18 protein-coding genes and 1 tRNA gene are annotated in these 21,659 nt (G+C 67.6%); 10 read left to right on the top strand and 9 right to left on the bottom strand.

Going from position 1 to position 21,659, the window contains the following annotated elements:
• Positions 1–63 precede the first annotated feature (63 nt).
• The 4 genes from dnaG (at position 64) to BA022_RS01310 (ending at position 6,503) form a co-directional block, all read left to right on the top strand.
• Positions 64–2,040 carry a DNA primase gene (gene dnaG / locus BA022_RS01325; RefSeq protein WP_228403682.1) on the top strand — a complete coding sequence of 659 codons (1,977 nt, stop codon included), beginning with the start codon at positions 64–66 and terminating at the stop codon, positions 2,038–2,040.
• A gap of 271 nt (positions 2,041–2,311) precedes the next feature.
• Complete coding sequence (gene rpoD, locus BA022_RS01320; protein WP_088886321.1) at positions 2,312–4,717, top strand: RNA polymerase sigma factor RpoD; 2,406 nt, start codon at positions 2,312–2,314, stop codon at positions 4,715–4,717.
• Positions 4,718–4,921: 204 nt separating this feature from the next.
• Positions 4,922–5,908, top strand: a complete 987-nt coding sequence (locus BA022_RS01315; RefSeq protein WP_088886320.1) for a ketopantoate reductase family protein — start codon at positions 4,922–4,924, stop codon at positions 5,906–5,908.
• A 136-nt stretch (positions 5,909–6,044) separates the two neighbouring features.
• Positions 6,045–6,503: a methyltransferase family protein gene (locus BA022_RS01310; protein ID WP_088886319.1), complete on the top strand. Its 459-nt coding sequence runs from the start codon at positions 6,045–6,047 to the stop codon at positions 6,501–6,503.
• A gap of 44 nt (positions 6,504–6,547) precedes the next feature.
• Here the strand turns inward: BA022_RS01310 and BA022_RS01305 are convergent, their stop codons facing one another.
• The 3 genes from BA022_RS01305 to BA022_RS01295 form a co-directional block, all read right to left on the bottom strand.
• Positions 6,548–7,549, bottom strand: a complete 1,002-nt coding sequence (locus BA022_RS01305; protein ID WP_088886318.1) for a Bug family tripartite tricarboxylate transporter substrate binding protein — start codon at positions 7,547–7,549, stop codon at positions 6,548–6,550.
• A 96-nt stretch (positions 7,550–7,645) separates the two neighbouring features.
• The gene (locus tag BA022_RS01300; protein WP_088886317.1) at positions 7,646–8,854 is read right to left on the bottom strand and encodes a CaiB/BaiF CoA transferase family protein; all 1,209 of its coding nucleotides are present in this window, start codon (positions 8,852–8,854) and stop codon (positions 7,646–7,648) included.
• Between the two features lie 37 nt (positions 8,855–8,891).
• Positions 8,892–9,863, bottom strand: a complete 972-nt coding sequence (locus BA022_RS01295; protein WP_088886316.1) for a hydroxymethylglutaryl-CoA lyase — start codon at positions 9,861–9,863, stop codon at positions 8,892–8,894.
• A 111-nt stretch (positions 9,864–9,974) separates the two neighbouring features.
• Here BA022_RS01295 and BA022_RS01290 point away from each other — a divergent pair, with 111 nt between their 5' ends.
• The 3 genes from BA022_RS01290 to BA022_RS01280 all read left to right on the top strand — a co-directional run bounded on the left by BA022_RS01290 (position 9,975) and on the right by BA022_RS01280 (position 11,845).
• The gene (locus tag BA022_RS01290) at positions 9,975–10,877 is read left to right on the top strand and encodes a LysR family transcriptional regulator (protein WP_047349488.1); all 903 of its coding nucleotides are present in this window, start codon (positions 9,975–9,977) and stop codon (positions 10,875–10,877) included.
• Between the two features lie 174 nt (positions 10,878–11,051).
• Positions 11,052–11,357, top strand: a complete 306-nt coding sequence (locus tag BA022_RS01285) for a winged helix-turn-helix transcriptional regulator (protein ID WP_011806269.1) — start codon at positions 11,052–11,054, stop codon at positions 11,355–11,357.
• Positions 11,358–11,485: 128 nt separating this feature from the next.
• Positions 11,486–11,845 carry an FKBP-type peptidyl-prolyl cis-trans isomerase gene (locus BA022_RS01280; protein WP_011806270.1) on the top strand — a complete coding sequence of 120 codons (360 nt, stop codon included), beginning with the start codon at positions 11,486–11,488 and terminating at the stop codon, positions 11,843–11,845.
• A 94-nt stretch (positions 11,846–11,939) separates the two neighbouring features.
• Here the strand turns inward: BA022_RS01280 and rimO are convergent, their stop codons facing one another.
• The 5 genes from rimO to BA022_RS01255 form a co-directional block, all read right to left on the bottom strand.
• Positions 11,940–13,331 carry a 30S ribosomal protein S12 methylthiotransferase RimO gene (rimO, locus tag BA022_RS01275; RefSeq protein ID WP_015913872.1) on the bottom strand — a complete coding sequence of 464 codons (1,392 nt, stop codon included), beginning with the start codon at positions 13,329–13,331 and terminating at the stop codon, positions 11,940–11,942.
• 27 nt (positions 13,332–13,358) lie between these two features.
• Positions 13,359–13,928: a polyhydroxyalkanoate synthesis repressor PhaR gene (gene phaR / locus BA022_RS01270; RefSeq protein WP_047349487.1), complete on the bottom strand. Its 570-nt coding sequence runs from the start codon at positions 13,926–13,928 to the stop codon at positions 13,359–13,361.
• A gap of 199 nt (positions 13,929–14,127) precedes the next feature.
• Positions 14,128–14,204: transfer RNA gene (locus BA022_RS01265), tRNA-Val, on the bottom strand.
• 60 nt (positions 14,205–14,264) lie between these two features.
• Positions 14,265–16,478, bottom strand: a complete 2,214-nt coding sequence (locus BA022_RS01260; protein WP_228403809.1) for a RelA/SpoT family protein — start codon at positions 16,476–16,478, stop codon at positions 14,265–14,267.
• A gap of 26 nt (positions 16,479–16,504) precedes the next feature.
• Positions 16,505–17,440, bottom strand: a complete 936-nt coding sequence (locus BA022_RS01255; RefSeq protein WP_088886314.1) for an alpha/beta fold hydrolase — start codon at positions 17,438–17,440, stop codon at positions 16,505–16,507.
• Positions 17,441–17,509: 69 nt separating this feature from the next.
• Between BA022_RS01255 and BA022_RS01250 the strand changes: the two genes are divergently transcribed.
• Positions 17,510–18,292 carry a 3-hydroxybutyrate dehydrogenase gene (locus BA022_RS01250; RefSeq protein ID WP_011806275.1) on the top strand — a complete coding sequence of 261 codons (783 nt, stop codon included), beginning with the start codon at positions 17,510–17,512 and terminating at the stop codon, positions 18,290–18,292.
• A gap of 79 nt (positions 18,293–18,371) precedes the next feature.
• On the opposite strand, the gene BA022_RS01245 is transcribed toward BA022_RS01250, so the two are convergent.
• The gene (locus BA022_RS01245; RefSeq protein WP_088886313.1) at positions 18,372–19,085 is read right to left on the bottom strand and encodes an SIMPL domain-containing protein; all 714 of its coding nucleotides are present in this window, start codon (positions 19,083–19,085) and stop codon (positions 18,372–18,374) included.
• Positions 19,086–19,305: 220 nt separating this feature from the next.
• On the opposite strand from BA022_RS01245, the gene ompR reads away from it, so the two are divergent.
• Together ompR and BA022_RS01235 are read left to right on the top strand one after the other, a co-directional pair.
• Positions 19,306–20,037: an osmolarity response regulator transcription factor OmpR gene (gene ompR / locus BA022_RS01240; protein WP_011806277.1), complete on the top strand. Its 732-nt coding sequence runs from the start codon at positions 19,306–19,308 to the stop codon at positions 20,035–20,037.
• A gap of 83 nt (positions 20,038–20,120) precedes the next feature.
• Positions 20,121–21,629, top strand: a complete 1,509-nt coding sequence (locus BA022_RS01235; RefSeq protein WP_088886312.1) for an ATP-binding protein — start codon at positions 20,121–20,123, stop codon at positions 21,627–21,629.
• Positions 21,630–21,659: the final 30 nt, after the last annotated feature.

Here is a 21,659-nt window from a genome sequence, read left to right as displayed (position 1 = left end):
TTTCTTGTTCAGGCCGGGAATGCAAGACCGTTCATTAGAGCAAAGCCAGCTGACGGCGGGCTGATGGAAAATACCCCGGTGTCCATCCCCCAGTCGTTCATCCAGGAGTTGCTTGCGCGCGTTGACGTCGTCGATGTGGTCGGCCGCTATGTGCAGCTCAAGAAGAGCGGCGCCAACTTCATGGGCCTGTGCCCCTTCCACGGGGAAAAATCGCCCTCATTCAGCGTCAGCCCGTCCAAGCAGTTCTTCCACTGCTTTGGCTGTGGCAAGAACGGCAATGCGATCGGGTTTCTCATGGACCACGCGGGCATGGGCTTTCGCGAGGCCGTGCAGGACCTGGCCCAGCAGATCGGTATGCAGGTGCCCGACGACGAGAACACCTCGCCTCAGGACCGCGAACGCGCCGCCGCCCAGCGCCAGAAGCAGGCCACGCTGACCGACGCGCTGGAGAAGGCCGGCGACGCCTGGCGACGCCACCTGCGCGAGTCGCCGCGCGCCGTCCAGTATTTCAAGGGCCGGGGCGTGTCAGGCCAGGTGGCCAAGCGCTACGGCCTGGGCTACGCGCCGGAGGGCTGGCGGGGCCTGGCCAGCGTGTTCCCCGAGTACGACAGCCCGCTGCTGGAGGAAAGCGGCCTGGTGATCGTGAACGAGGAAGACGGCAAGCGCTACGACCGCTTCCGCGACCGCGTGATGTTCCCCATCCGCAACGTCAAGGGCGAGTGCATCGGCTTTGGCGGGCGCGTGTTGGGCGACGACAAGCCCAAGTACCTCAATTCGCCCGAAACCCCGGTGTTCCACAAGGGCCGCGAGCTCTACGGCCTGTACGAGGCGCGCAACGCCATCCGCGAACACGGCTACGCCCTGGTCACCGAAGGCTACATGGACGTGGTGGCGCTGGCGCAACTGGGCTTTCCCAATGCCGTGGCCACGCTGGGCACGGCATGTACGCCCGAGCATGTGCACAAGCTGTTTCGCTTCACCGACACGGTGGTGTTCAGCTTCGACGGCGACGCCGCCGGGCGGCGCGCGGCGCGCAAGGCGCTGGACGGCGCCCTGCCTTACGCCAGCGACACGCGCAGCGTGAAGTTCCTCTTCCTGCCGGCCGAGCACGACCCCGACAGCTTCGTGCGCGCCTATGGACCGGAGGCGTTCGCGCGCCATGTGGGCGACGCCGTGCCGCTGTCGCGCTTCCTGCTGGAGGCTGCGCGCGAGGGCTGCGACCTGGGAACGGCCGAGGGCCGCGCCCACATGCTGAGCAACGCGCGCCCGCTGTGGGCAGCGCTACCCGACGGCGCGCTCAAGCGCCAGTTGCTGACCGAGCTGGGTGAACTGGGCCAGTTGCCCGCGCCGGATCTGGCCCAGCTCTGGGCGCAGGACAGCCCGCGCCCCGGCTCCGCCGCGCACCCGCCCGCGCACGACGGCGCCCCCTTCGGCGACGAGCCGCCCTGGGGACAGGAACCGCCGGGCATGGAATACGGCAGCCCCGCCGGTGGCGAGCCCGCACGCCGCTGGCGCAAGGGCGGCGAATGGAAGGGCGGGCGCTGGCGCCGCGAAGAGCAGCGCCCCCCACAGCCGCCGCTGCCGCGCCGCCCCCTCACGGGGCGCGCCGACCATGCCGCGCGCCTGCTGCTGTCGCACATGGAGTTCCTCGAAGAGCTGTCGCACGAAGATCACACGCTGCTGTGCGACCAGCCCGCGCCGCACGGCGCGCTGTTCGTCTGGCTGGAAGGGCAATTGCACGAGCACGGCCCCCAGTCCTGGGCGGTGCTGCGCGAGGCCTTGGCAGGCCATGACTGCCAGGCCCTGGCCGAGCGGGTGATGACCGGCTCCCACGCCCAGACCGAGGGTGACGAGACCGAGTTGCGCGCCGAACTGCGTGGACTGCTCAACCGCATGCTCATCGAAGCCATCAAGCTGCAGCAGAACGCCCTGATCGCCGCGGCCTCGCAGGACCCGGCGGCCATCGAGCGCTACCGGCAATTGCAGGAGCGCCGCCGCGCGCTGGAAGATGGGCTTACAAAAATGACCTCGGGGGCTTGACAAAGCCCCTTGAATTTTGCTGCGCCGGTATAATGTACGGTTTGTCGGCAAGAGCGACAGCAGCACCTCCGGACCAGGCGACCGTGACAAACGCGCACAACCGCCCTCCCCCACCGCAAGGACTGCACACCAAATGTTCGCCCAGACATCTTGCCCCTGAGGGTTTTCCCCTCAAACCGCGAAGGCCCTTGCCGTCGCCGTGCCTGCCCGCGCCGGGTTCCTTGGCGCTTGTGTTTTCTTTGTGTGTCCGTTTTTGACCTTGAGGTTGTCCATGCCCGTTCAAAAGTCCGCGAAGTCGCCCAAGTCTGCCTCTGGCACCCCCGCGAAGGCCGCTTCCAAAGCCGCAACCACTGTGAAAGCCGCCGCCAAGGCGCCCGCGAAAGCCGCCCCTGTCAAGGCCGCTGCCGCCGCGCCCAAGGCTGCGCCGAAAGTCAAGACTGTGTCCACGCCGAAAACTGCTGCCGAGCTGAAAAAAGCCGCTGATGAACTGTTGAAGAAGAAGCCCGCGCGCGCCAAGGCGGCTGCTGCCGAGCCCGAAGTCGCCGAAGAGGCGCCCAAGAAGAAGCCCGGCCGCCCGGCCAAGGCCGCCGGCACCACCGCTGCCGCCAAGGCCCCTGCCAAGCGCGGCCGCAAGCCCAAGGCCAAGGAAGAAGGCCTGGAGGACGACGCCGACCTGTCCGACATCGAGTCCGACCTCGAAGGCGAGCCCGAGGCCGAGGTGGTTGAGGCCGCCGAAGCCGCCCCGGTCGAGAAGGCCAAGCCCCTGCGCATGAAGATCAGCAAGGCCAAGGAACGCGCCTTGATGAAGGAGTTCGGCCTGGACGAGACCGTGCTGTCCGAAGAGGACATGGCCAAGCGCCGCTCGCAGCTCAAGAAGCTGATCACGCTGGGCAAGACGCGCGGCTACCTCACGCAGGTCGAAATCTCCGACCACCTGCCCGACAAGCTGGTGGACGCCGAAACCATGGAAGTCGTGGTCGCCATGCTGGGCGACATGGGCGTGGCCGTGTACGAGCAAACGCCCGACGCGGAAACCCTGTTCCAGAACAACGTGACCCCCACGGCCACCACCGTGGAGGAGGCCGAGGAAGAAGCCGAGGCCGCCCTGTCCACCGTGGACTCGGAATTCGGCCGCACCACCGACCCCGTGCGCATGTACATGCGCGAGATGGGTACGGTGGAGCTGCTCACGCGCGAAGGCGAGATCGAGATCGCCAAGCGCATCGAGGGCGGCCTGATGGACATGATGGAGGCCATCAGCGCCTCGCCCGCCACCATCGCCGAGATCCTCAACATGGGTGAGGAAATCCGCGAGGGCAAGGTCGTCATCTCCACCGTGGTGGACGGCTTCTCCAATCCCAACGAGGCCGACGACTACGTGGCCGAGGAAGACTTCGACGAGTTCGACGAGGAAGACGACGACGACGGCAAGGGCGGCTCCAAGGCGCTGACCAAGAAGCTGGAAGAGCTCAAGAACGAGGCCCTGCGCCGCTTCGACACGCTGCGCGCGCTGTTCGAGAAGATGCACAAGATCTACGACAAGGACGGCTACGGCGGTCCCGCGTACATGAAGGTGCAGCACGAGATCTCGGCAGAGCTGATGACCATCCGTTTCACGGCCAAGACCATCGAGAAGCTGTGCGACATGGTGCGCGCCCAGGTGGACGACGTGCGCAAGAAGGAGCGCGAGCTGCGCCGCATCATCGTGGACAAGTGCGGTATGCCCCAGGAGACCTTCATCAAGGACTTCCCGGCCAACCTGCTGAACCTGCAGTGGGTCGAGAAGCAGGCCGCCGCCGGCAAGCCCTGGAGCGCCGTGATGCAGCGCAACATCCCGCCGATCCAGGAACTGCAGCAAAAGCTGATGGACCTGCAGGCGCGCGTGGTGGTGCCGCTGTCCGAGCTCAAGGAGATCAACAAGCGCATGAACGCGGGTGAAGCCAGCTCGCGCGACGCCAAGAAGGAGATGATCGAGGCCAACCTGCGCCTGGTGATCTCGATCGCCAAGAAGTACACCAACCGCGGCCTGCAGTTCCTGGACCTGATCCAGGAAGGCAACATCGGCCTGATGAAGGCGGTGGACAAGTTCGAATACCGCCGCGGCTACAAGTTCTCGACCTACGCCACGTGGTGGATCCGCCAGGCGATCACACGATCCATCGCGGATCAAGCTCGAACCATCCGCATCCCGGTGCACATGATCGAGACCATCAACAAGATGAACCGCATCAGCCGCCAGCACCTGCAGGAGTTCGGCTTCGAGCCCGATGCGTCCATCCTGGCCGCGAAGATGGAGATCCCCGAGGACAAGATCCGCAAGATCATGAAGATCGCCAAGGAGCCGATCTCGATGGAAACCCCCATCGGCGACGACGACGACAGCCACCTGGGCGACTTCATCGAGGACAGCAACAACACCGCACCCGTGGACGCCGCCATGCAGGCCGGCCTGCGCGACGTGGTGAAGGACATCCTCGACGGCCTGACCCCGCGCGAAGCCAAGGTGCTGCGCATGCGCTTCGGCATCGAAATGTCCACCGACCACACGCTGGAAGAAGTGGGCAAGCAGTTCGACGTGACGCGCGAACGCATCCGCCAGATCGAGGCCAAGGCGCTGCGCAAGCTCAAGCACCCGAGCCGCTCGGACAAGCTGCGCAGCTTCATCGACTCGCTGTAAGCCACGCATCTTCCGCGCACACCTCGCGCTGCCAACGCCCCCGCCGCTCGGCCGGGGCGTTTTTTATTGCGCGTCAAGGTTTCAAGCCAAATCAGCCTTTCACGCTTATGCAGCAGGCGCCAGCAGCTATATTTTGAATAGCAAAACATGGAACGCCCGATCGGTGGACAATGGCCGTCCCGTCCTTCCTGAAAGCTCCCCGCCATGCCTCTGAACACCCCTTCGCACACCGGCCGACTGCGCTTCGCCGTGATGGGCGCAGGCGCGGTAGGCTCCTACTTTGGCGCCCTGCTGGCGCGTGCGGGCCACGCGGTCACGCTCATCGGCCGCCCGGACCACGTGCAGGCGATCCAGGCCCACGGCCTGCGACTGCAAACCGCCACGCAGGACACCCATGTGCCACTGGAGGCCAGTACCGATGCCAGCGCCGTGCGTGGCGCCGACGTGGTGCTGCTGTGCGTGAAGTCCACCGACACCGAAGAAGCGGCGCGCCAGATGCAGCCCTACCTGGCACCGGGCGCGCTGGTGCTCACGCTGCAAAACGGCGTGGACAACGACGAGCGCGCCCGCGCCGTGCTGGGCGCGGCGCACCCCGTGGCGGCCGCCGTGGTGTATGTGGCGACAGCCATGGCCGGGCCTGGGCACGTGCGTCACTTCGGGCGGGGTGAGCTGGTGATCGGCCCGTCGCCCGCCAGCGCGCGCGTGGCGCGGGAGCTGTGCGACGCGGGCATCCCCGCCGAGGTGTCGGACAACGTGCGCAGCGCCCTGTGGGCCAAGCTGGTCATCAACTGCGCCTACAACGCGCTGTCGGCCATCGTGCAGCAGCCCTACGGCTGGCTGGTGCAGCAGGACGGCGCGACCGATGTGATCGCCGACGTCGTGGCCGAATGCCTGGCCGTGGCGCAGGCGGACGGGGTGCACATCCCCGCAGACATCCACGCGGCCGTGCGCGGCATCGCGCAGAGCATGGCGGGCCAACGGTCCTCCACCGCGCAGGACCTGGCACGGGGCCGCCCCACCGAGATCGGCCACCTGAATGGCTACGTGGTGCAGCGCGGCGCCGCGCTGGGTGTAGCCACGCCGGTCAACCGCGCGCTGCTGGTGCTGGTACGCATGGCCGAGGCCAGTGGCGTGCATGGCCCCCAGGACCATCAAAAACATAGCTGCCAGCGCTTGATAGGCAAGCGCTAGAGGCCAAAAATACCCTGAATCGCCACAACGCAGACGCGCCGCACCGCGGGCTGGGCGCCGCCTCGGGACCGGCCTACACTGGCTGCGCGTGCACCCTCCACCTTTTCCGCCGCCGGGCGCCCGGCGGCCCACACCCATGCACTGGCTTGAACACAAGATCCCTCCGCCGCTCGTCGCCGCCCTTGCCGGCGTGGCGATGTGGTTCACCGCGCAGGCCAGCGGCGGCGTGACGGACAGCGCGCCGCGCACCGCGGCGGCCGTCCTGCTCGCGCTGGTGGGCCTGGCGTTCGACGTGGCCGGCCTGCACGCGTTTCGGCGCGCGCGCACCACCGTCAACCCGCTGCGGCCGGGCGGTGCTTCGGCGCTGGTGGTGGGCGGCGTGTACCGCGTCACGCGCAACCCGATGTACTTGGGCCTCGCCCTCCTGCTGCTCGCAGGGACGGTGTACCTGGGTGCGCCGCTGGCGCTGCTGGGCGTGGCGGCGTTCGTGGCCTACATCACACGCTTTCAGATCATTCCGGAAGAGCGGGTGCTGGCGCAGAAGTTCGGGCCGGAGTTCGCCGCCTATAGAGCAAGGGTGCGCAGGTGGCTGTAGCGCTTATTCAGCAAGCGCTGACAGCTCCTTGAACGATAGCGAAGTCAGTCCATCTTCACGCTGGCGCTCTTCACCACCTGCCCCATACGCGCCAGTTCGCTGCGAAAGAACGCGGCCGAGGCATCGGGCGGCGTGAGCTTGATCTCGTAGCCCTGCGCCACCAGCGCGTCGCGCGCCTCGGGCATGGCCAGCGCGGCCTTGAAGCCGTGGTACAGCCGCGCCACGTCCGCCGGGGGCACGCCGGCAGGCGCCACGGCGGCGATCCAGCCCTCCAGTTCATAGCGCGGCAGGCCCTGTTCGGCGAGGGTGGGCACGCCGGGCAGCGAGGGGACGCGGGCGGCCGTGGTCACGCCCAGCGCGCGCAGGCTGCCGGACTTGATGTGCGCGGCCGCCGGCGCCACGGCCACCACGCCCAGCTGCACCTGCCCGCCCAGGATGTCATTCATCAGCGGGCCCATGCCGCGGTAGGGGATGTGCTTGATGTCCAGCTGCGCCTGGTCCACGAACATGGCGGCGCCCAGGTGCAGGATGGTGCCGTTGCCCGACGAGCCGTAGTTGAGCACGCCGGGCCTGGCCTTGGCGAGCGCGATGAGTTCGCGCGCGTTCCGGGCCTGCACCGAGGGATGGGCGACGAGCACGAAGGGCGTGGCGCCGATCACGGTGATGGGCGTGATGTCCTCGATGGCATCGAACGGCGCCGATGGGTACACATGCGGGTTCACCACGTGGTTGTTGGACACCACGCCGATCACCGAGCCGTCCTTGGGCGCGCGCACGAGCTGCGTGGTGCCCGTGATGCCGCCCGCGCCGGGCAGGTTCTCTATCACCACCGGCTGGCCCAGCGCCCTGGACAGGCTGGCCTGAATGGCGCGGATGGCACCGTCCGCGCCCGAGCCGGCCGACAGCGGCAGGATCACGCGCAGCGGCCGGTCGGCCGCACCGGGGCCCTGCGCATGCGCCAGCGCGGGCGCACAGAGGGCAACACTCCAGGCCAGCGCCTGGCGGCGCGTGAGGCGGCGGGGTGCGGGGAATGCATCGAGGGGCATGGGTGTCTCCGGTGGTTTTTATAGGGGTCTCAAAAAGCGCGGACTCAGGGATTGGCGGACCACGCATGCACAAGGCCGTGACCCGGTTGCTCCCCCTCAGGCCACGGCCGCGCACGCGCGCAGCGCGGCCACCTGGTCGGCCGTGTAGCCCAGGCCTGCCAGCAGATCCTGCGTGTGCTGGCCGAGCCGCGGCGGGTCCAGGCGCACGCCCATGCGCTGTCCGTCCAGGCGCAGCGGCATGAGCGTGGTGCGCGCGGTGCCGCCCGCGCGCTCGCCGTCGGGCAGGGTGATCTCGGCCAGGCCGCCCGTGGCATTGAGGTGCGGGTCGTCAAACAATTGCTCGGGCCGCAGGATGGGTGCGAACGGCAGGCCATGGCGCTCGAAGACCGCCGCCAGTGCATCGGCCGTGTGGGCGGCCAGGCGCTGGCGCAGCTCGGGCAACAGCGTGGGCCGCGCGCGCACGCGGTCGTTGTTGGTCACGTAGCGCGGGTCGGCCTTGAGGTCGGCATAGCCCATGGCGTCGCAGAAGGTCTGCCACTGCGCGTCGCTCACCGCGGCCAGGAAGATCTGGCCGCCGTCCTTCACGCTGAACACGTCGTACACCGCCCAGGACGAGATGCGGTCGGGCATGGGCGCGGCGGGCTGGCCGGTCACCGCGTACTGCATCATGTGCTGGCCCACGAGGAACACGTTGTTCTCGAACAGCGCCGAATCCACCTCCTGGCCGCGCCCGGTCTGCTGGCGCTGCATGAGCGCCGCCATGGCGCCGATGGCGCCGAACATGCCGCCCATGATGTCGTTCACGCTGCTGCCGGCGCGCAGCGGGTCGCCCGGGCGGCCGGTCATGTAGGCCAGCCCCCCCATCATCTGCACCACCTCGTCCAGCGCCGTGCGGTGCTCGTAGGGGCCGGGCAGGAAACCCGTGTGGTTCACATACACCAGGCGCTCGTTCAGGCGCGACAGGGCCGCGTAGTCCAGGCCGTACTTGGCCATTACGCCGGGCTTGAAGTTCTGCGCCACCACGTCGGCCGACGAGGCCAGGCGGATGGCCACCTCCAGCCCCGCGGGGCTGCGCAGGTCGATGGCGATGCTCTTCTTGTTGCGGTTGAACATGGGAAAGAAGCCCGCGCCCGCGCCCAGCAGGTGGCGTGTGCGGTCGCCATCCACGGGCTCGACCTTGATGACCTCAGCGCCCAGGTCGGCCAGCACCATGCCGCAGGTGGGGCCCATGACCATGTGGGTGAACTCCACCACGCGCAGGCCCTCCAGGGGCAGCCGGGGAGAAGAGGAAGCGTTGGAATTCATGGTGTCCCAAAGAAGAAGCTAAAACAGGCGCGCCCGCTCAGGCAGGCTGCGCCAGGGTGGAAACAGAAGCGTCCGTGTGGCGCGGCAGACCGGCCTGCCACAGCGTGCCATGCAGCGTCTCGCCCACGAGCCAGCCCTGCACGCGCTGGCGCAGCGCGAGCAGCGCGGCCACGTCGAGTCCCGTGGACAGCCCCATGCGCTCCAGCATGAAGGCCAGGTCTTCGGTGGTCACGTTGCCGCTGGCGCCGGGCGCATGCGGGCAGCCGCCAATGCCGGCCAGGCAGGCGTCGAAGCGGGTGATGCCCGCCTGCCAGGCGGCGTAGCAGTTGGCCAGCCCCATGCCGCGCGTGTCATGGAAATGCGCGGCGGCCAGGCGGTCGCCCACCAGCGTGCGCGCCTTCTCGAAGAGGCGCTGCACGCCGGCCGGATCGGCATAGCCCACGGTGTCGGCCAGGCTCACGCGGTCGGCGCCCGCATCCAGCAGCGCCTGCAGCAGGCGCAGCACCTCGTCCTCCGCCACGTCGCCCTGGAGCGTGCAGCCGAAGGCCGTGCCCACGCCGCCCTCGATGCGCGTCGCGCTGCCCGCCGCATCGCGGGTGGCGCGGATGCGGGCCACCTCCGCCACCACCTCGTCGGGCGTCTTGCGCAGGTTGGCCAGGCTGTGCGCATGGCTGGCCGACAGCGGCACGACCATCCAGTGCGCACCCGCATCGATGGCGCGCTCGGCCCCCTTGAGGTTGGGCACCAGCACCGAGGCCACCAACCCCGGCAGCGTGAGCGCATGCGCGAGCACCTCGGCGGTGTCGGCCAGTTGCGGCAGCAGGCGCGCGGGCACGAAGGAGCCCACCTCGATTTCGCGCTGGCCTGCGGCGTAGGCGGCGTCCAGCCAGGCGATCTTGTGTGCTGTCGGCAGCGTGGTGGCGATGCTCTGCAGGCCATCGCGCAGGCCCACCTCGCGCACGGTGGCGTGGCCGGGGCGTGGGTCGCAGAGGGTGGGTAGCGAAGCCATGGAATTGCCTGGAGGGTTGATGTGCGTCAGTGCCGTTGTGGATTTTAAAAATTCCAGCACACTACGAAACCTCAATTTAGGAACCCCAAGCGTTCCCAAACGGAAATTCTCATGCGTCTGCCCGACCTGCTCTCGCTCAAGCTGTTCGTCGCCGTGTGCGAGCACCGCAACATTGCGCGTGCCGCGCAGCAGGAGGCCATCGTGGGCTCGGCCGTCAGCAAACGGCTGGCGCAACTGGAAGACACCGTGGGCGCGCGCCTGCTGGTGCGCCGCCGGCATGGCGTGGCGCCCACCCCGGCGGGTGAGGCGCTGCTGGAGCATGCGCGCGAGATGCTGGCCAGCGTGGGGCGCATCGAGCGCGACATGGCCGCGTTCAACACCGGCATCCGCGGACAGGTGCGCATGCTGGTCACCGCCTCGGTCATGGCCGAGTCGCTGGCCGACGACGTAGCAGCGTTCCTGCAGGACCCCGCGCACCGCGACATCCAGGTGAGCATGGAGGAGCGCGTGAGCCCCGAGGTCGTGCGCGGCATCCGCGAGGGCAGCGCCACCGTGGGCATCTGCTGGGACGCGGCGGACCTGCAGGGGCTGCAGACCCGCAGCTACCGCCACGACCATCTGGCCATCGTCGCCCACCCCGATCACCCCGTGGCCCAGTCAGCGCGCGTGCGCTTTGCCGACGTGCTGGGGCATGAGTTCGTCAGCATGCCGGCGCTGAGCGCCGTACAGGTGCTGCTGGCGCGCGCCGCGGCCGTGGAGGGCAAGATGCTGGCACACCGCGTGCAGGTGTCCAACTTCGACGCTGCGCTGCGCGTGGTGCGCGCCAACCTGGCCATCAGCGTGATCCCACGCGAAGTGGCCGAGCCGTTTGCCGCCGCCACCGGCGTGCGGGTGATTCCGCTGGCCGACGGCTGGGCACGGCGGCGCTTTGCCATCTGCTTTCGCAGCGAGGAGGGCCTGTCACCCGCCGCCCGGCTGCTGGTGGAGCACCTCGTGCGCAGGGCGCCGGAGTGAGCCGCATGGCTACCCCATTTTTCAGGGTTTGCACATGTCAGCCGGACGCAACGAGCTACTAAACTTGTAGCAGGTACATTTCCAGGCTATATTGCTATCGTTTTTTGCAACCACCGCCGCTCCGCCCCTGCGCGGCGCGGCGCCCCACCACCCTATGCGCAAGGAGAAGCGTTCATGAGCTCCAAGGAAAACGCCGCCGTCAACCAGCTGTTCGAGAAACTCGAATGCCGTTATGCGCTGCGCGTGCTGTGGGCCCTGCGCGACGGCCATCCGCAGACGTTCCGCCTGCTGCAAGACAGCGTAGGCGGCATCACGCCCAACACGCTCAACACCCGCATCAAAGAACTGCGCGAGTGCGGGCTGCTGGACCACGGCAGCGACGGCTACACCGTCACCCCCGTGGGCCAGGATCTGCTCAAGCGCCTGTCCGATGTGCAGGCTTTTGCCACCCGCTGGTCCGCCGCGCGCGTGAAGAAGTAAAGCGCCCCGCAAGCCCTGAGGCCCCCACCAGCCCGCCGTGTGCGGGTTTTGGTCTTTTTGGCCCCTAGCGCTTATTGGATAAGCGCTAACAGCTATCTTTTTTGAATCAAATCAAGGAACCGTTCACCATGGCATTCACCACCACCGCCTCCGGCCTGCAGTATGAAGACACCGTCGTCGGCACCGGCGCGCAGGCCACGCGCGGCCAGTCGGTGCGCGTGCACTACACCGGCTGGCTCTACAACGACGGCCAGCAAGGCGCCAAGTTCGATTCCAGCCGCGACCGCAACGACCCGTTCGAGTTTCCCCTGGGCGCGGGCATGGTCATCAAGGGCTGGGACGAGGGCGTGCAAGGCATGCAGATCGGCGGCCAGCGCACACTGATCATCCCGGCAGCCCTGGGCTACGGCGCACGCGGCGCGGGCGGCGTGATCCCGCCCAACGCCACGCTGAAGTTCGACGTGGAGCTGCTGGCCGTCGGCGTCTGACGGAACTCCGCGCCCCGCTGGCGGGGCGCCCGGAAAAAAAGGGAACGTGGTTCGCACGTTCCCTTTTTTGTGGGCGCTGTATGGCCGCCGTTGATTACACCGGCACGCCCACCAGGTCATGCCCCTGCGTTCCCACGATGCGCGCCTTCACGAAGTCGCCCACCTTGTAGGTCTTGCTGAATTTCTCGGGCGGCAGCAGGTGCACCACGCCGTCGATCTCGGGCGCATCGGCGTAGCTGCGGCCCACGCCGCCCTTCTTGCCCAGGCCCACGGCCTGGTCTACCAGCACCTGCATGGTCTGGCCCACGCGGCGCTGCAGCTTGGCGGTGGAGACTTCCTCCGCCACCGCCATGAAGCGCGCACGGCGCTCCTCGCGCAGTTCCATGGGCAGCATGCCCGGCAGCTCGTTGGCGGCGGCGCCCTCCACGTCGCTGTAGGCAAAGCAGCCCGCACGGTCGATCTGCGCCTCGCGCACGAAGTCCAGCAGGTGCTGGAACTCTTCTTCCGTCTCGCCGGGGAAGCCCGCGATGAAGGTGCTGCGGATCACGATCTCCGGGCAGGCCTCGCGCCAGCGCAGGATGCGCTCCAGATTCTTCTCGCCGCTGGCGGGGCGCTTCATGCGCTTGAGCACGTCGGGGTGGCTGTGCTGGAAGGGCACATCCAGGTACGGCAGCACCAAGCCCTGCGCCATCAGCGGAATGATGTCGTCCACGCTCGGGTAGGGGTAGACATAGTGCAGGCGCACCCACGCGCCGTAGGTGGCGGCCATCTCGCCCAGCGTCTGCACCAACTCCAGCGTGCGCGTCTTGACGGGCTTGCCGTCCCAGAAGCCCGTGCGGTACTTCACGTCCACGCCATAGGCCGATGTGTCCTGGCTGATGACCAGCAGTTCCTTCACCCCACCCTCGAACAGCGCCTTGGCTTCCTTGAGCACATCGCCCACCGGGCGGGACACCAGGTCGCCGCGCATCGAGGGGATGATGCAGAAGGTGCAGCGGTGGTTGCAGCCCTCGCTGATCTTCAGGTAGGCATAGTGGCGCGGCGTGAGCTTGATGCCCGCCTCGCCGAAGCTGCCCGGCACCAGGTCAAGGAAGGGGTCGTGCGGCTTGGGGCAGTGGGTATGCACGACCTCCATCACTTCCTGCGCCGCATGCGGCCCGGTCACGGCCAGCACGCTGGGGTGTACCTCTTTCACGAGGTTGCCGCCCGTCTCGCCGGCGCGCGCGCCCAGGCAGCCGGTAACGATCACCTTGCCGTTCTCGGCCAAGGCCTCGCCAATGGTGTCCAGGCTTTCCTTCACGGCTTCATCGATGAAGCCGCAGGTGTTGACGATGACGAGGTCTGCGCCCTCGAAGGTCTTGGAGGTTTCGTAGCCCTCGGCGCTGAGTTGCGTGAGGAGGAGTTCGGAGTCGGTGAGGTTCTTGGGGCAGCCGAGGCTGACGAACCCGATCTTGGGGGTCTTGGCGGGGGAGAGTGCTTGGCTCATCCCCGCATTTTCCCAGTTCTGCCGGGCTCAGCGCTTTTTGAGGCCAAACGCGCCCAGCATCTGCTCGGTCTGCTTCTGCATCTGGTCCTGCATCTGCAGGAACATGTTCTGCGACTGCTCCACGTAGTTGCCCATCAGCCCCTTCATCATGGGCGACTGCAGATTCATGAATTGCGTCCACATCTCGGGCGTGAGGCCTTGCGACTGCTCGGCCAGCTTGGCCTGGATCTCGGTGAACATCTGCACGTTCTTTTCCAGGTACGCGCCCATGAAGCCCTGCATGGCGTGGCCGTAGAAGCGGATGATGTTGGCCAACGCCGCCTCGCTGAACATCGGCGCGCCGCCCGCTTCCTCCTCCAGGATGATCTGCAGCAGGATGCTGCGCGTGAGGTCTTCGCTGGTCTTGGCGTCGCGCACCACGACGGATTCGCCCTGCATCACCAGCTGCTTGACCTCGGCCAGCGTGACATAGGTGGAGGTGGACGTGTCGTACAGCCGGCGGTTGGGGTACTTCTTGATCACGCGCTGGGCGGTTTTTGGGTCAGGTGCTGGGGTCTTGTCTGGCACAGGCGGCTCCTCGGGTACATGGCCCGTCATGGCTTGTATTGCAGTGCAGCAGATTCTAGGCAGGCCGCACCCGCGCAGCGCGCAGGAATACCCTGATGGCTTGCACGACCGCGTACTCCAGGCTGAATGCGGGGGATCCGGAAACAAAAAAGCCGCTCTGTCGAGCGGCGTTTTGTACAGAATTTCTCTCTTTGCATGCTGAAGTCTGGGTGGCTTCAGCAGAGAGAAATGGTAGGCGCGATTGGACTCGAACCAACGACCCCCACCATGTCAAGGTGGTGCTCTAACCAGCTGAGCTACGCGCCTGTGTTTGTTCGAGAAACGGGAGTATAGCAGCAAAAAATGCCGCCTCGGCCCTGACGGCCGTCATCGCCGGCGCGCCGACCGCACCCCCTGCACCGCGGCCACGATACCCAGCACCTTGTTGAGCCGCCCCGCATCGGACACCTCCACGGTGAAGGTCATCCATGCCGTTCCCTTGACGGACTGTGTCTGCACGCCGATGACGTTGGTCTTCTCGCGCGCGAACACTTCCGAGATGTCGCGCAGCAGGCCCTGGCGGTCCGAGGCTTCCACCGCCACGTCCACGGGGTAGACGGCGGCTTCTCCGGCGGCGCGCTGCGACTTTCCCCACTCCACGTCGATCACGCGCTCCGCATTGCGCGCCGCCATCTCGCGGAAGTTGCTGCAGTCGGCGCGGTGCACGCTCACGCCCTTGCCGCGCGTGACGAAACCGCGGATCTCATCGGGCGGCGCGGGCTTGCAGCACTTGGCCAACTGCGTCATGAGGGAATCCACACCCACCACCAGCACGCCGCCCTTGGGCGCGCCGTCGGGTGTGCGCGCCTTCTTGAGCAGCACGTCAGGCTCGTCGACCGCCGGCTCGGGTGGGCGCAACAAGGTCTCGATGCTGCGCAGCGAGAATTCGTCCTTGCCCACCACTTCGAACAAGGCCTCGGCCGACTTGAAGCCCAGCTGCACCGCCAGGTCGTCAAGCTTGAGGGCCGTCTTGCCCTCGCGCTGCAGCAGCTTTTCCACCAGCTCGCGGCCGCGCGCCACCGTGGCATGGGTGGCCTGTGCGTTGAACCACGCGCGCACCTTGGCCTTCGCGCGGTTGCTGGTGAGGTAGCCCAGTTCCGGGTTGAGCCAGTCGCGCGAGGGGCGCCCTTCCTTCACGGTGGTGATCTCCACCGTCTGGCCGTTTTGCAGCGGCGTGTTCAGCGGAACCATGTTGCCGTCGACACGCGCACCCCGGCAGCGGTGGCCGACGCTGGTGTGCACGGCATAGGCGAAGTCCACGGGCGTGGCGCCTTGGGGCAGTTCCACCACGGCCGCGTCCGGGGTCAGCACATAGATGCGGTCTTCGAACAACCCGCTGCGGCTGGCGGAGCCCACCAGGTCGCGCTCCCACGCCAGCAGCTGGCGCAGTACGGCGATCTTGGCGTCGTACTCGCTGCTGGCCGACACGCCGGCGTAGCCCTTGGTGCCCGCTTCCTTGTAGGCCCAGTGCGCGGCCACGCCATGCTCGGCATGGTCGTGCATGGCCTGGGTGCGGATCTGGATCTCGATGGCCTTGCCCGCCTCGTCGCGCACCACGGTGTGCAGCGACTGGTAGCCGTTGGGCTTGGGGCGGGCGATGTAGTCGTCGAACTCCGCCTCGATGGGCTTGAACTGGCTGTGCACCCAGCTCAAAGCGGCATAGCAGTCCTTGACGCTCGGCACCACCACACGCAGCGCACGGATGTCGAACACCTGGTCGAAGTTCAGCGACTTGCCGCGCATCTTCTTGACGATGCTGTAGATGTGCTTGGGCCGGCCCTGCACGCTGGCGCTGATGCTGCGCGCGCGCAACTCGGACTCCAGCCGGCTGCGCACCTGCTCCATGTACAGCTCGCGCTCCACGCGCTTCTCGTCGAGCAGGCGGGCCACTTCCTTATAGGTCTCGGGCTCCAGGAAGCGGAAGGCCAGATCTTCCAGCTCCCACTTCATCTGCCAGATGCCCAGGCGGTTGGCCAGCGGCGCGAACACCTGTAGCGCCTCGCGCGCGATGGCCGGCGATACCGGGCGCTTGGCTGCGGCATAAAAGCGCAGCGTCTGCAGGCGGGACGCCAGGCGCAGCATCACCACGCGCAGATCGCGCGAGAAGGCCAGCAGCATCTTGCGCACGTTCTCGGTCTGCGTGGCCGCATCGTCCACCTGCTGGCCCGTCACCTGCGCCTCGCGCGCCTGCAGTTGCACGCGCATGAGCTTGGTGGTCTCCAGCGCCAGCGCGGCGAAATTGCTGCCGAAGGCCTTGGTGATCACTTCCTCGGGCTTGTTCAGGTGCGAGCAGGCATACACCAGATAGGCCGCCGCCTGCATGGTTTCCGAGCCGCCCAGGTGCTTGAGGATGGCGGACACCGCATCGGCATGGACGAGGGTGTTCTCTCCGGTTTCCAACGTTTCGCCGATCAAGAGCGGCTCGGCAAAGGCGCGGGCGCGCACCAGGGCGTCGGCATGCTCCGGCCCCGCCTGCGCGGTGGCTGCGATGAGCTGCGGCACCGCCTCGGGTCGGGGCCCGGCGGCCGCGCCCTGCCCCATGGGCAGATGGCCGATGGAACTGCTCTTCATGCTGTCAACTCCTCCTGCCGCTCCAGCAGGAACTGCGCGACCACGGCCACCTGGTCCGGCTGCACCAGCGTCGGCGCGTGGCCCACGCCGGCGAACTCCACCAGCCGCGCACGCGGGCCGCGCGCGGTCATCTCGCGCGCCGTAGCGCTGGACAGCAGGTCCGACTCCGCACCGCGCAGCAGCAGCACCTGGGCCGGGATCTGGTCGTACAGCTGCCATAGCTGCTGCTCACCCGCCAGCGCGGCCTCCGGCGTAAGAGCGCGAAAGGGCACGGCGATCGCCGGGTCGTAGTGCAGGGCCAAGCCCCCTTGGGGCGTCTCGCGCACCATGGCGCGAGACAGCTCCAGCCACTGCGCAGGTGTGTGCGGCCCGAAGCTGCGCGACACCGCCCACAGCGCGTCGGCCGCCTGCTGCAGCGTCGCGAAATGCGCGGGCTGGCCCAGGTACTGGCCGATGCGCGCGAGCGCTTGCCACTCCACCCGCGGCCCCACATCGTTGAGCACCAGGCGCCGCACGGGTACCGGCAACACCCCCGTCTGGCCGCACAGGCCCATGCCGATGAGCCCGCCCATGCTCGTGCCCACCCAATCCAGGGTGGCGATGGGGCCTTGCGCGTGCAGTTGCGCCAGCAAGGCCAGCATGTCGGCCGCGTACAGCGGCAATTGGTATTGCATCGGATCGGCCAGCCAATCGCTGCGTCCGCGCCCCACGACATCGGGGCAGACCACGCGCGCATGGCGGGCCAGCGCGCGTGCCAGGGTGTCGAAGTCCCGCCCCTGGCGTGCCAGCCCGTGGACGCAGACGATCACATGGGGATGGGCCGCGTCGCCCGTCTCGTTCCACTCCCAGTAGGCCATGCGACGGCCTTGTTCCGGGTGGCCGGCGGCCGCGGGGCCGGGGCACGGTACGTATTTCAGCGTAGGTTGAATCATGGAAACGGTACCGTCATGCAGCGCTCGATAATGCCTGCGCTGCATCCTAATTCATTCGGAGAGACTCTCATGCTGAACGGCAAAACCGCCCTCGTCACCGGCTCCACCAGCGGCATCGGCCTGGGCATCGCCAAGGCGCTCGCGCGCCAGGGGGCGAACATCGTGCTCAACGGCTTTGGCGACGTGGACGGTCCGCGCGCCGAGGTGCTGGCCGCCGGCGAGGCCGCAGGCGCCCGCGTGGCCTACCACGGCGCGGACATGAGCCGCCCCGCGGAGATCGAGGACATGCTCAAGTACGCCGCATCCCAGTTCGGCCGCGTGGACATCCTGGTCAACAACGCCGGCATCCAGCACGTGGCCAGCGTGCAGGACTTCCCCGTGGAGAAGTGGGACGCCATCATCGCCATCAACTTGACCAGCGCCTTCCACACCACGCGCCTGGCGCTGCCCGGCATGCTGGCCAATGACTGGGGCCGCATCATCAATGTGGCGTCGGTGCACGGCCTGGTGGGCTCGGCGCAGAAGTCGGCCTACGTGGCGGCCAAGCACGGAATCGTGGGCCTGACCAAGGTGACGGCGCTGGAGACCGCCCCGACGGGCGTGACCTGCAACGCGATCTGCCCCGGCTGGGTGCTCACACCGCTGGTGCAAAAGCAGGTGGACGCCAAGGCCGCCGCGCTGGGCATCTCCAACGAAGAGGCCAAGAAAGTGCTGCTGGGCGAGAAGGAGCCCTCCATGCAGTTCACCACACCCGAAGAGCTGGGTGAACTGGCCGTGTTCTTCTGCTCGGCCGCCGCCAACAACGTGCGCGGCGTGGCATGGAATATGGACGGCGGCTGGGTGGCGCAGTAAGCCCGCTATTAATAAAGTAGCTTGCAACGCCCGACTGGCGGGCGCTGCAGGCCAAAATGGCTGATAGCGGCCACTGGGGTCACTTGAGCTGTACCGAGCCAGCCACCGTCACCACCACCTGGGCCTTGCCGGCCTCCACAGGCACGGGAGCGTCGGACGCATAGGATGCCGCCTTGGCCTCCATGGCCATCATGCGCGGGCGCGGGCCGGGCGACATCTCGTTGCTGTTCACCGCCACCTCGCGCAGCGTGTAGCCGCCAAAACCGAAGCCCCGCGCCAGTTCGGAGGCGCGTGCCTTGAAGGCCTCGATGGCCTGTGCCTGGGCCTCGGTCTCCACCTTGGCCCGCGCCTCGCGCGACAGGTCGAATGCGATCTGGCTGATGGACATGCTCTGGATCTTGCCCGCCGTGGCCGTGATGCGCGGGAAGTCGCGCCCTTCCAGCACCAGCTCGGCGCGGCCCTGCCAGCCGGTGATCTTGCCGTCCTTGCCGTAGCGCGGGTACATGCCGAAGGCCCCCGTGCGCACGTCCATCTGCTGCGGCTGGGCGGCGCGGCGGGCTTCGGCCAGCGCGGCGTCCAGCGCCTGTTTGAGTTGCGTTTGCACGCCTGCGGCGTCAGCGGCTTCCTTGGTGGCGGCCAGCGTCAGCACCAGCAAGTCCTGCTGCACCTGCACCGTGCCCGATGCGGAGAGCTGCAGCACGTTCTGCGGCGGCGCCGAAGGATTCTGAGCGTAAGCGGCCACAGCGCCCGCCATCACTGCGCAAGCAGCTATTGTTTTTATAGTTCTTTGCATGGTGTTCCTTTTCTTGGGTTGACGTTGTACAGGCATGTGCAGCATGCCCCAGGACCGACGCTAACCGCGTCAGCGCAGCGCTGGCATGAATGCCCGGTAATGTCGTTGCGAGGTGTCGCAAAACCTGTAACAGTTGGTCAGACCCCGGGGTAAAACCGGACTTTCCGTTCGCAAGCTGGTCAGAATCGGCTCTGTTACAAATTGGACTGGGAAAGAAAGCATGGCTTCAACAACCAACCGTACCGACAAAGTTCTCGTGGTGGATGACGATGCGCGCATCCGCGACCTGCTGCGCCGCTACCTCACCCAGGAAGGCTTTGAAGTTATGGTCGCGGAAGACGGCAAGGCCCTCAACCGCATCCTGCTGCGCGAGACCGTGGACCTGATCGTGCTGGACCTGATGATGCCGGGGGAAGACGGCCTGTCGATCTGCCGGCGCCTGCGCGCGGCCAATGACCGCACGCCCATCATCATGCTGACCGCCAAGGGCGAGGACGTGGACCGCATCGTGGGCCTGGAAGTGGGCGCCGACGACTACCTGGGCAAGCCCTTCAACCCGCGCGAACTGCTGGCCCGCATCCACGCCGTGCTGCGCCGCCGCCCGCCGCAGGAGGCCCCGGGCGCACCGTCGGGCGACAACGAAGTGGTGACCTTCGGCCCCTTCACCTTCGACCTGGGCACGCGCGCGCTGCAAAAGAACGGCGAGGAACTGCCGCTGACCACGGGCGAATTCGCCATGCTGAAAGCCCTGGTGCGCCACCCGCGCCAGCCGCTGTCGCGCGAAAAGCTCGCGCTGCTGGCACGCGGGCGCGAGTTCGAGCCGTTCGACCGCAGCCTGGACGTGCAGATCTCGCGCCTGCGCAAGCTGGTCGAGGTGGACGCCGCCGCGCCGCGCTACATCCAGACCGTGTGGGGTGTGGGCTACGTGTTCGTGCCAGACGGCACGAACTGACCAGGGCATCCCTGCGAAAGGAACGGCGGCCCCACTCCACCGGCACGCCGTGCCCTGCATGACCGCTTGCACGCCACCTTGACATGAGCGCCACCCACGACGCGCCTTCCGATGCCACCAGCCCCGCGCCGCTGGAAACGTCCGCCAGCCGGCGGGCCCAGCGTGCACGCGTGGGGCTGAACCTCTTCTGGCGCACCTTCTTCCTGCTGGCCGTGCTGCTGATCGGCAGCATCATGGCGTGGCTGCAGACGCTGCGCGCGCTGGAGTTCGAGCCCCGCGCCCTGCAGACGGCGCAGCAGATTGCATCGCTGGTCAACCTGAGCCGCGCGGCGCTCATCCACTCCGATGCCATCGCGCGCGTGTCGCTGCTCAAGACCATGGCCGACCAGGAGGGCGTGCGCATCCTGCCGCGCGAGCCGGGTGACAAGTTCGAGCTGCTCTCGCCCTCCCCGCTCGGCTCGCGCCTGACCGAAGAACTCACCCAGCGCCTGGGGCCCGGCACCATCGTGGCCGCCAGCGTGAATGGCGAGACGGGGCTGTGGGTGGGCTTCACCATCAATGGCGACCCCAACTGGATGCTGATGGACCGTTCGCGCCTGAGTGCCGCTGGCGGCAAGACCTGGATGATCTGGTTGATCACCGCGGGCGCGCTGTCGCTGGCGGGTGCCGCCGTCATCGCGCGGCTGATCAACCGCCCACTCAAGCAGCTCAGCGACGCGGCCAACCGCGTGCGCGACGGTGACTTTGCCAACAGCCGCCTGGACGAAGAGGCCGTGACCAGCGAGATCCGCGAGGTCAACATCGGCTTCAACCGCATGGCGCAAAAGCTCGCCAAGCTGGAGCAGGACCGCGCAGTGATGCTGGCCGGCATCTCGCACGACCTGCGCACGCCGCTGGCTCGGCTGCGCCTGGAAACCGAGATGAGCGTCACCGACGACGTGGCGCGCGAGCACATGGTGGCCGACATCGTGCAACTGGACGCCACCATCGACAAGTTCCTGGACTATGCGCGGCCCGACACCACGGTGGCCCTGAGCCCTGTCAACCTGCATGGCGTGGTGTCGTCCTGCGTGTACGCGGTGCAGGACCACCGCGAGCTGCAGATCTCGATGAATGTGCCCGAGGACCTGATCGTGATGGCCGACGAGGTGGAGCTGGCGCGCGTGATCTCCAACCTGCTGGAGAACGCCCGCCGCTACGGCAAGAACCGTGAAACCGGCATCACCACCGTGGACATCGCCGCCAAGGCGCGCGAGAAGTGGGTGCTGGTGAAACTGCGCGACCACGGGCCCGGCGCGCCACCCGAGCAACTGGCCAACCTCACCAAGCCGTTCTTTCGCGGCGACTCCGCGCGCACGGCCGCCGCTGGCGCGGGCCTGGGCCTGTCGATCGTGGACAAGACCGTGCAGCGCATGGGGGGCATCTTCGCGCTGGCCAACTCGGGCTCGGGCGGGCTGGTCGCCCACATCCAGTTGCAGCGCGCGATGAATCTACGGCAGGGCCAGGACCCCCAGCAGCGCCTGCAGCGCCCGCAGATCAAGCGCCACCTGCCACCGCGCAGCGGTGTGCCGTCATCCCAGCAAAATCGATAGCAGCCAGCGCTTGCTGCGTGGCCGATTTAC

This window comes from Diaphorobacter nitroreducens (assembly GCF_002214645.1).
Taxonomy (GTDB): domain Bacteria; phylum Pseudomonadota; class Gammaproteobacteria; order Burkholderiales; family Burkholderiaceae_C; genus Diaphorobacter; species Diaphorobacter nitroreducens.
The sequence above is the reverse complement of the archived record's forward strand: the minus strand, read 5'-3'. Positions and strand labels throughout refer to the sequence as shown.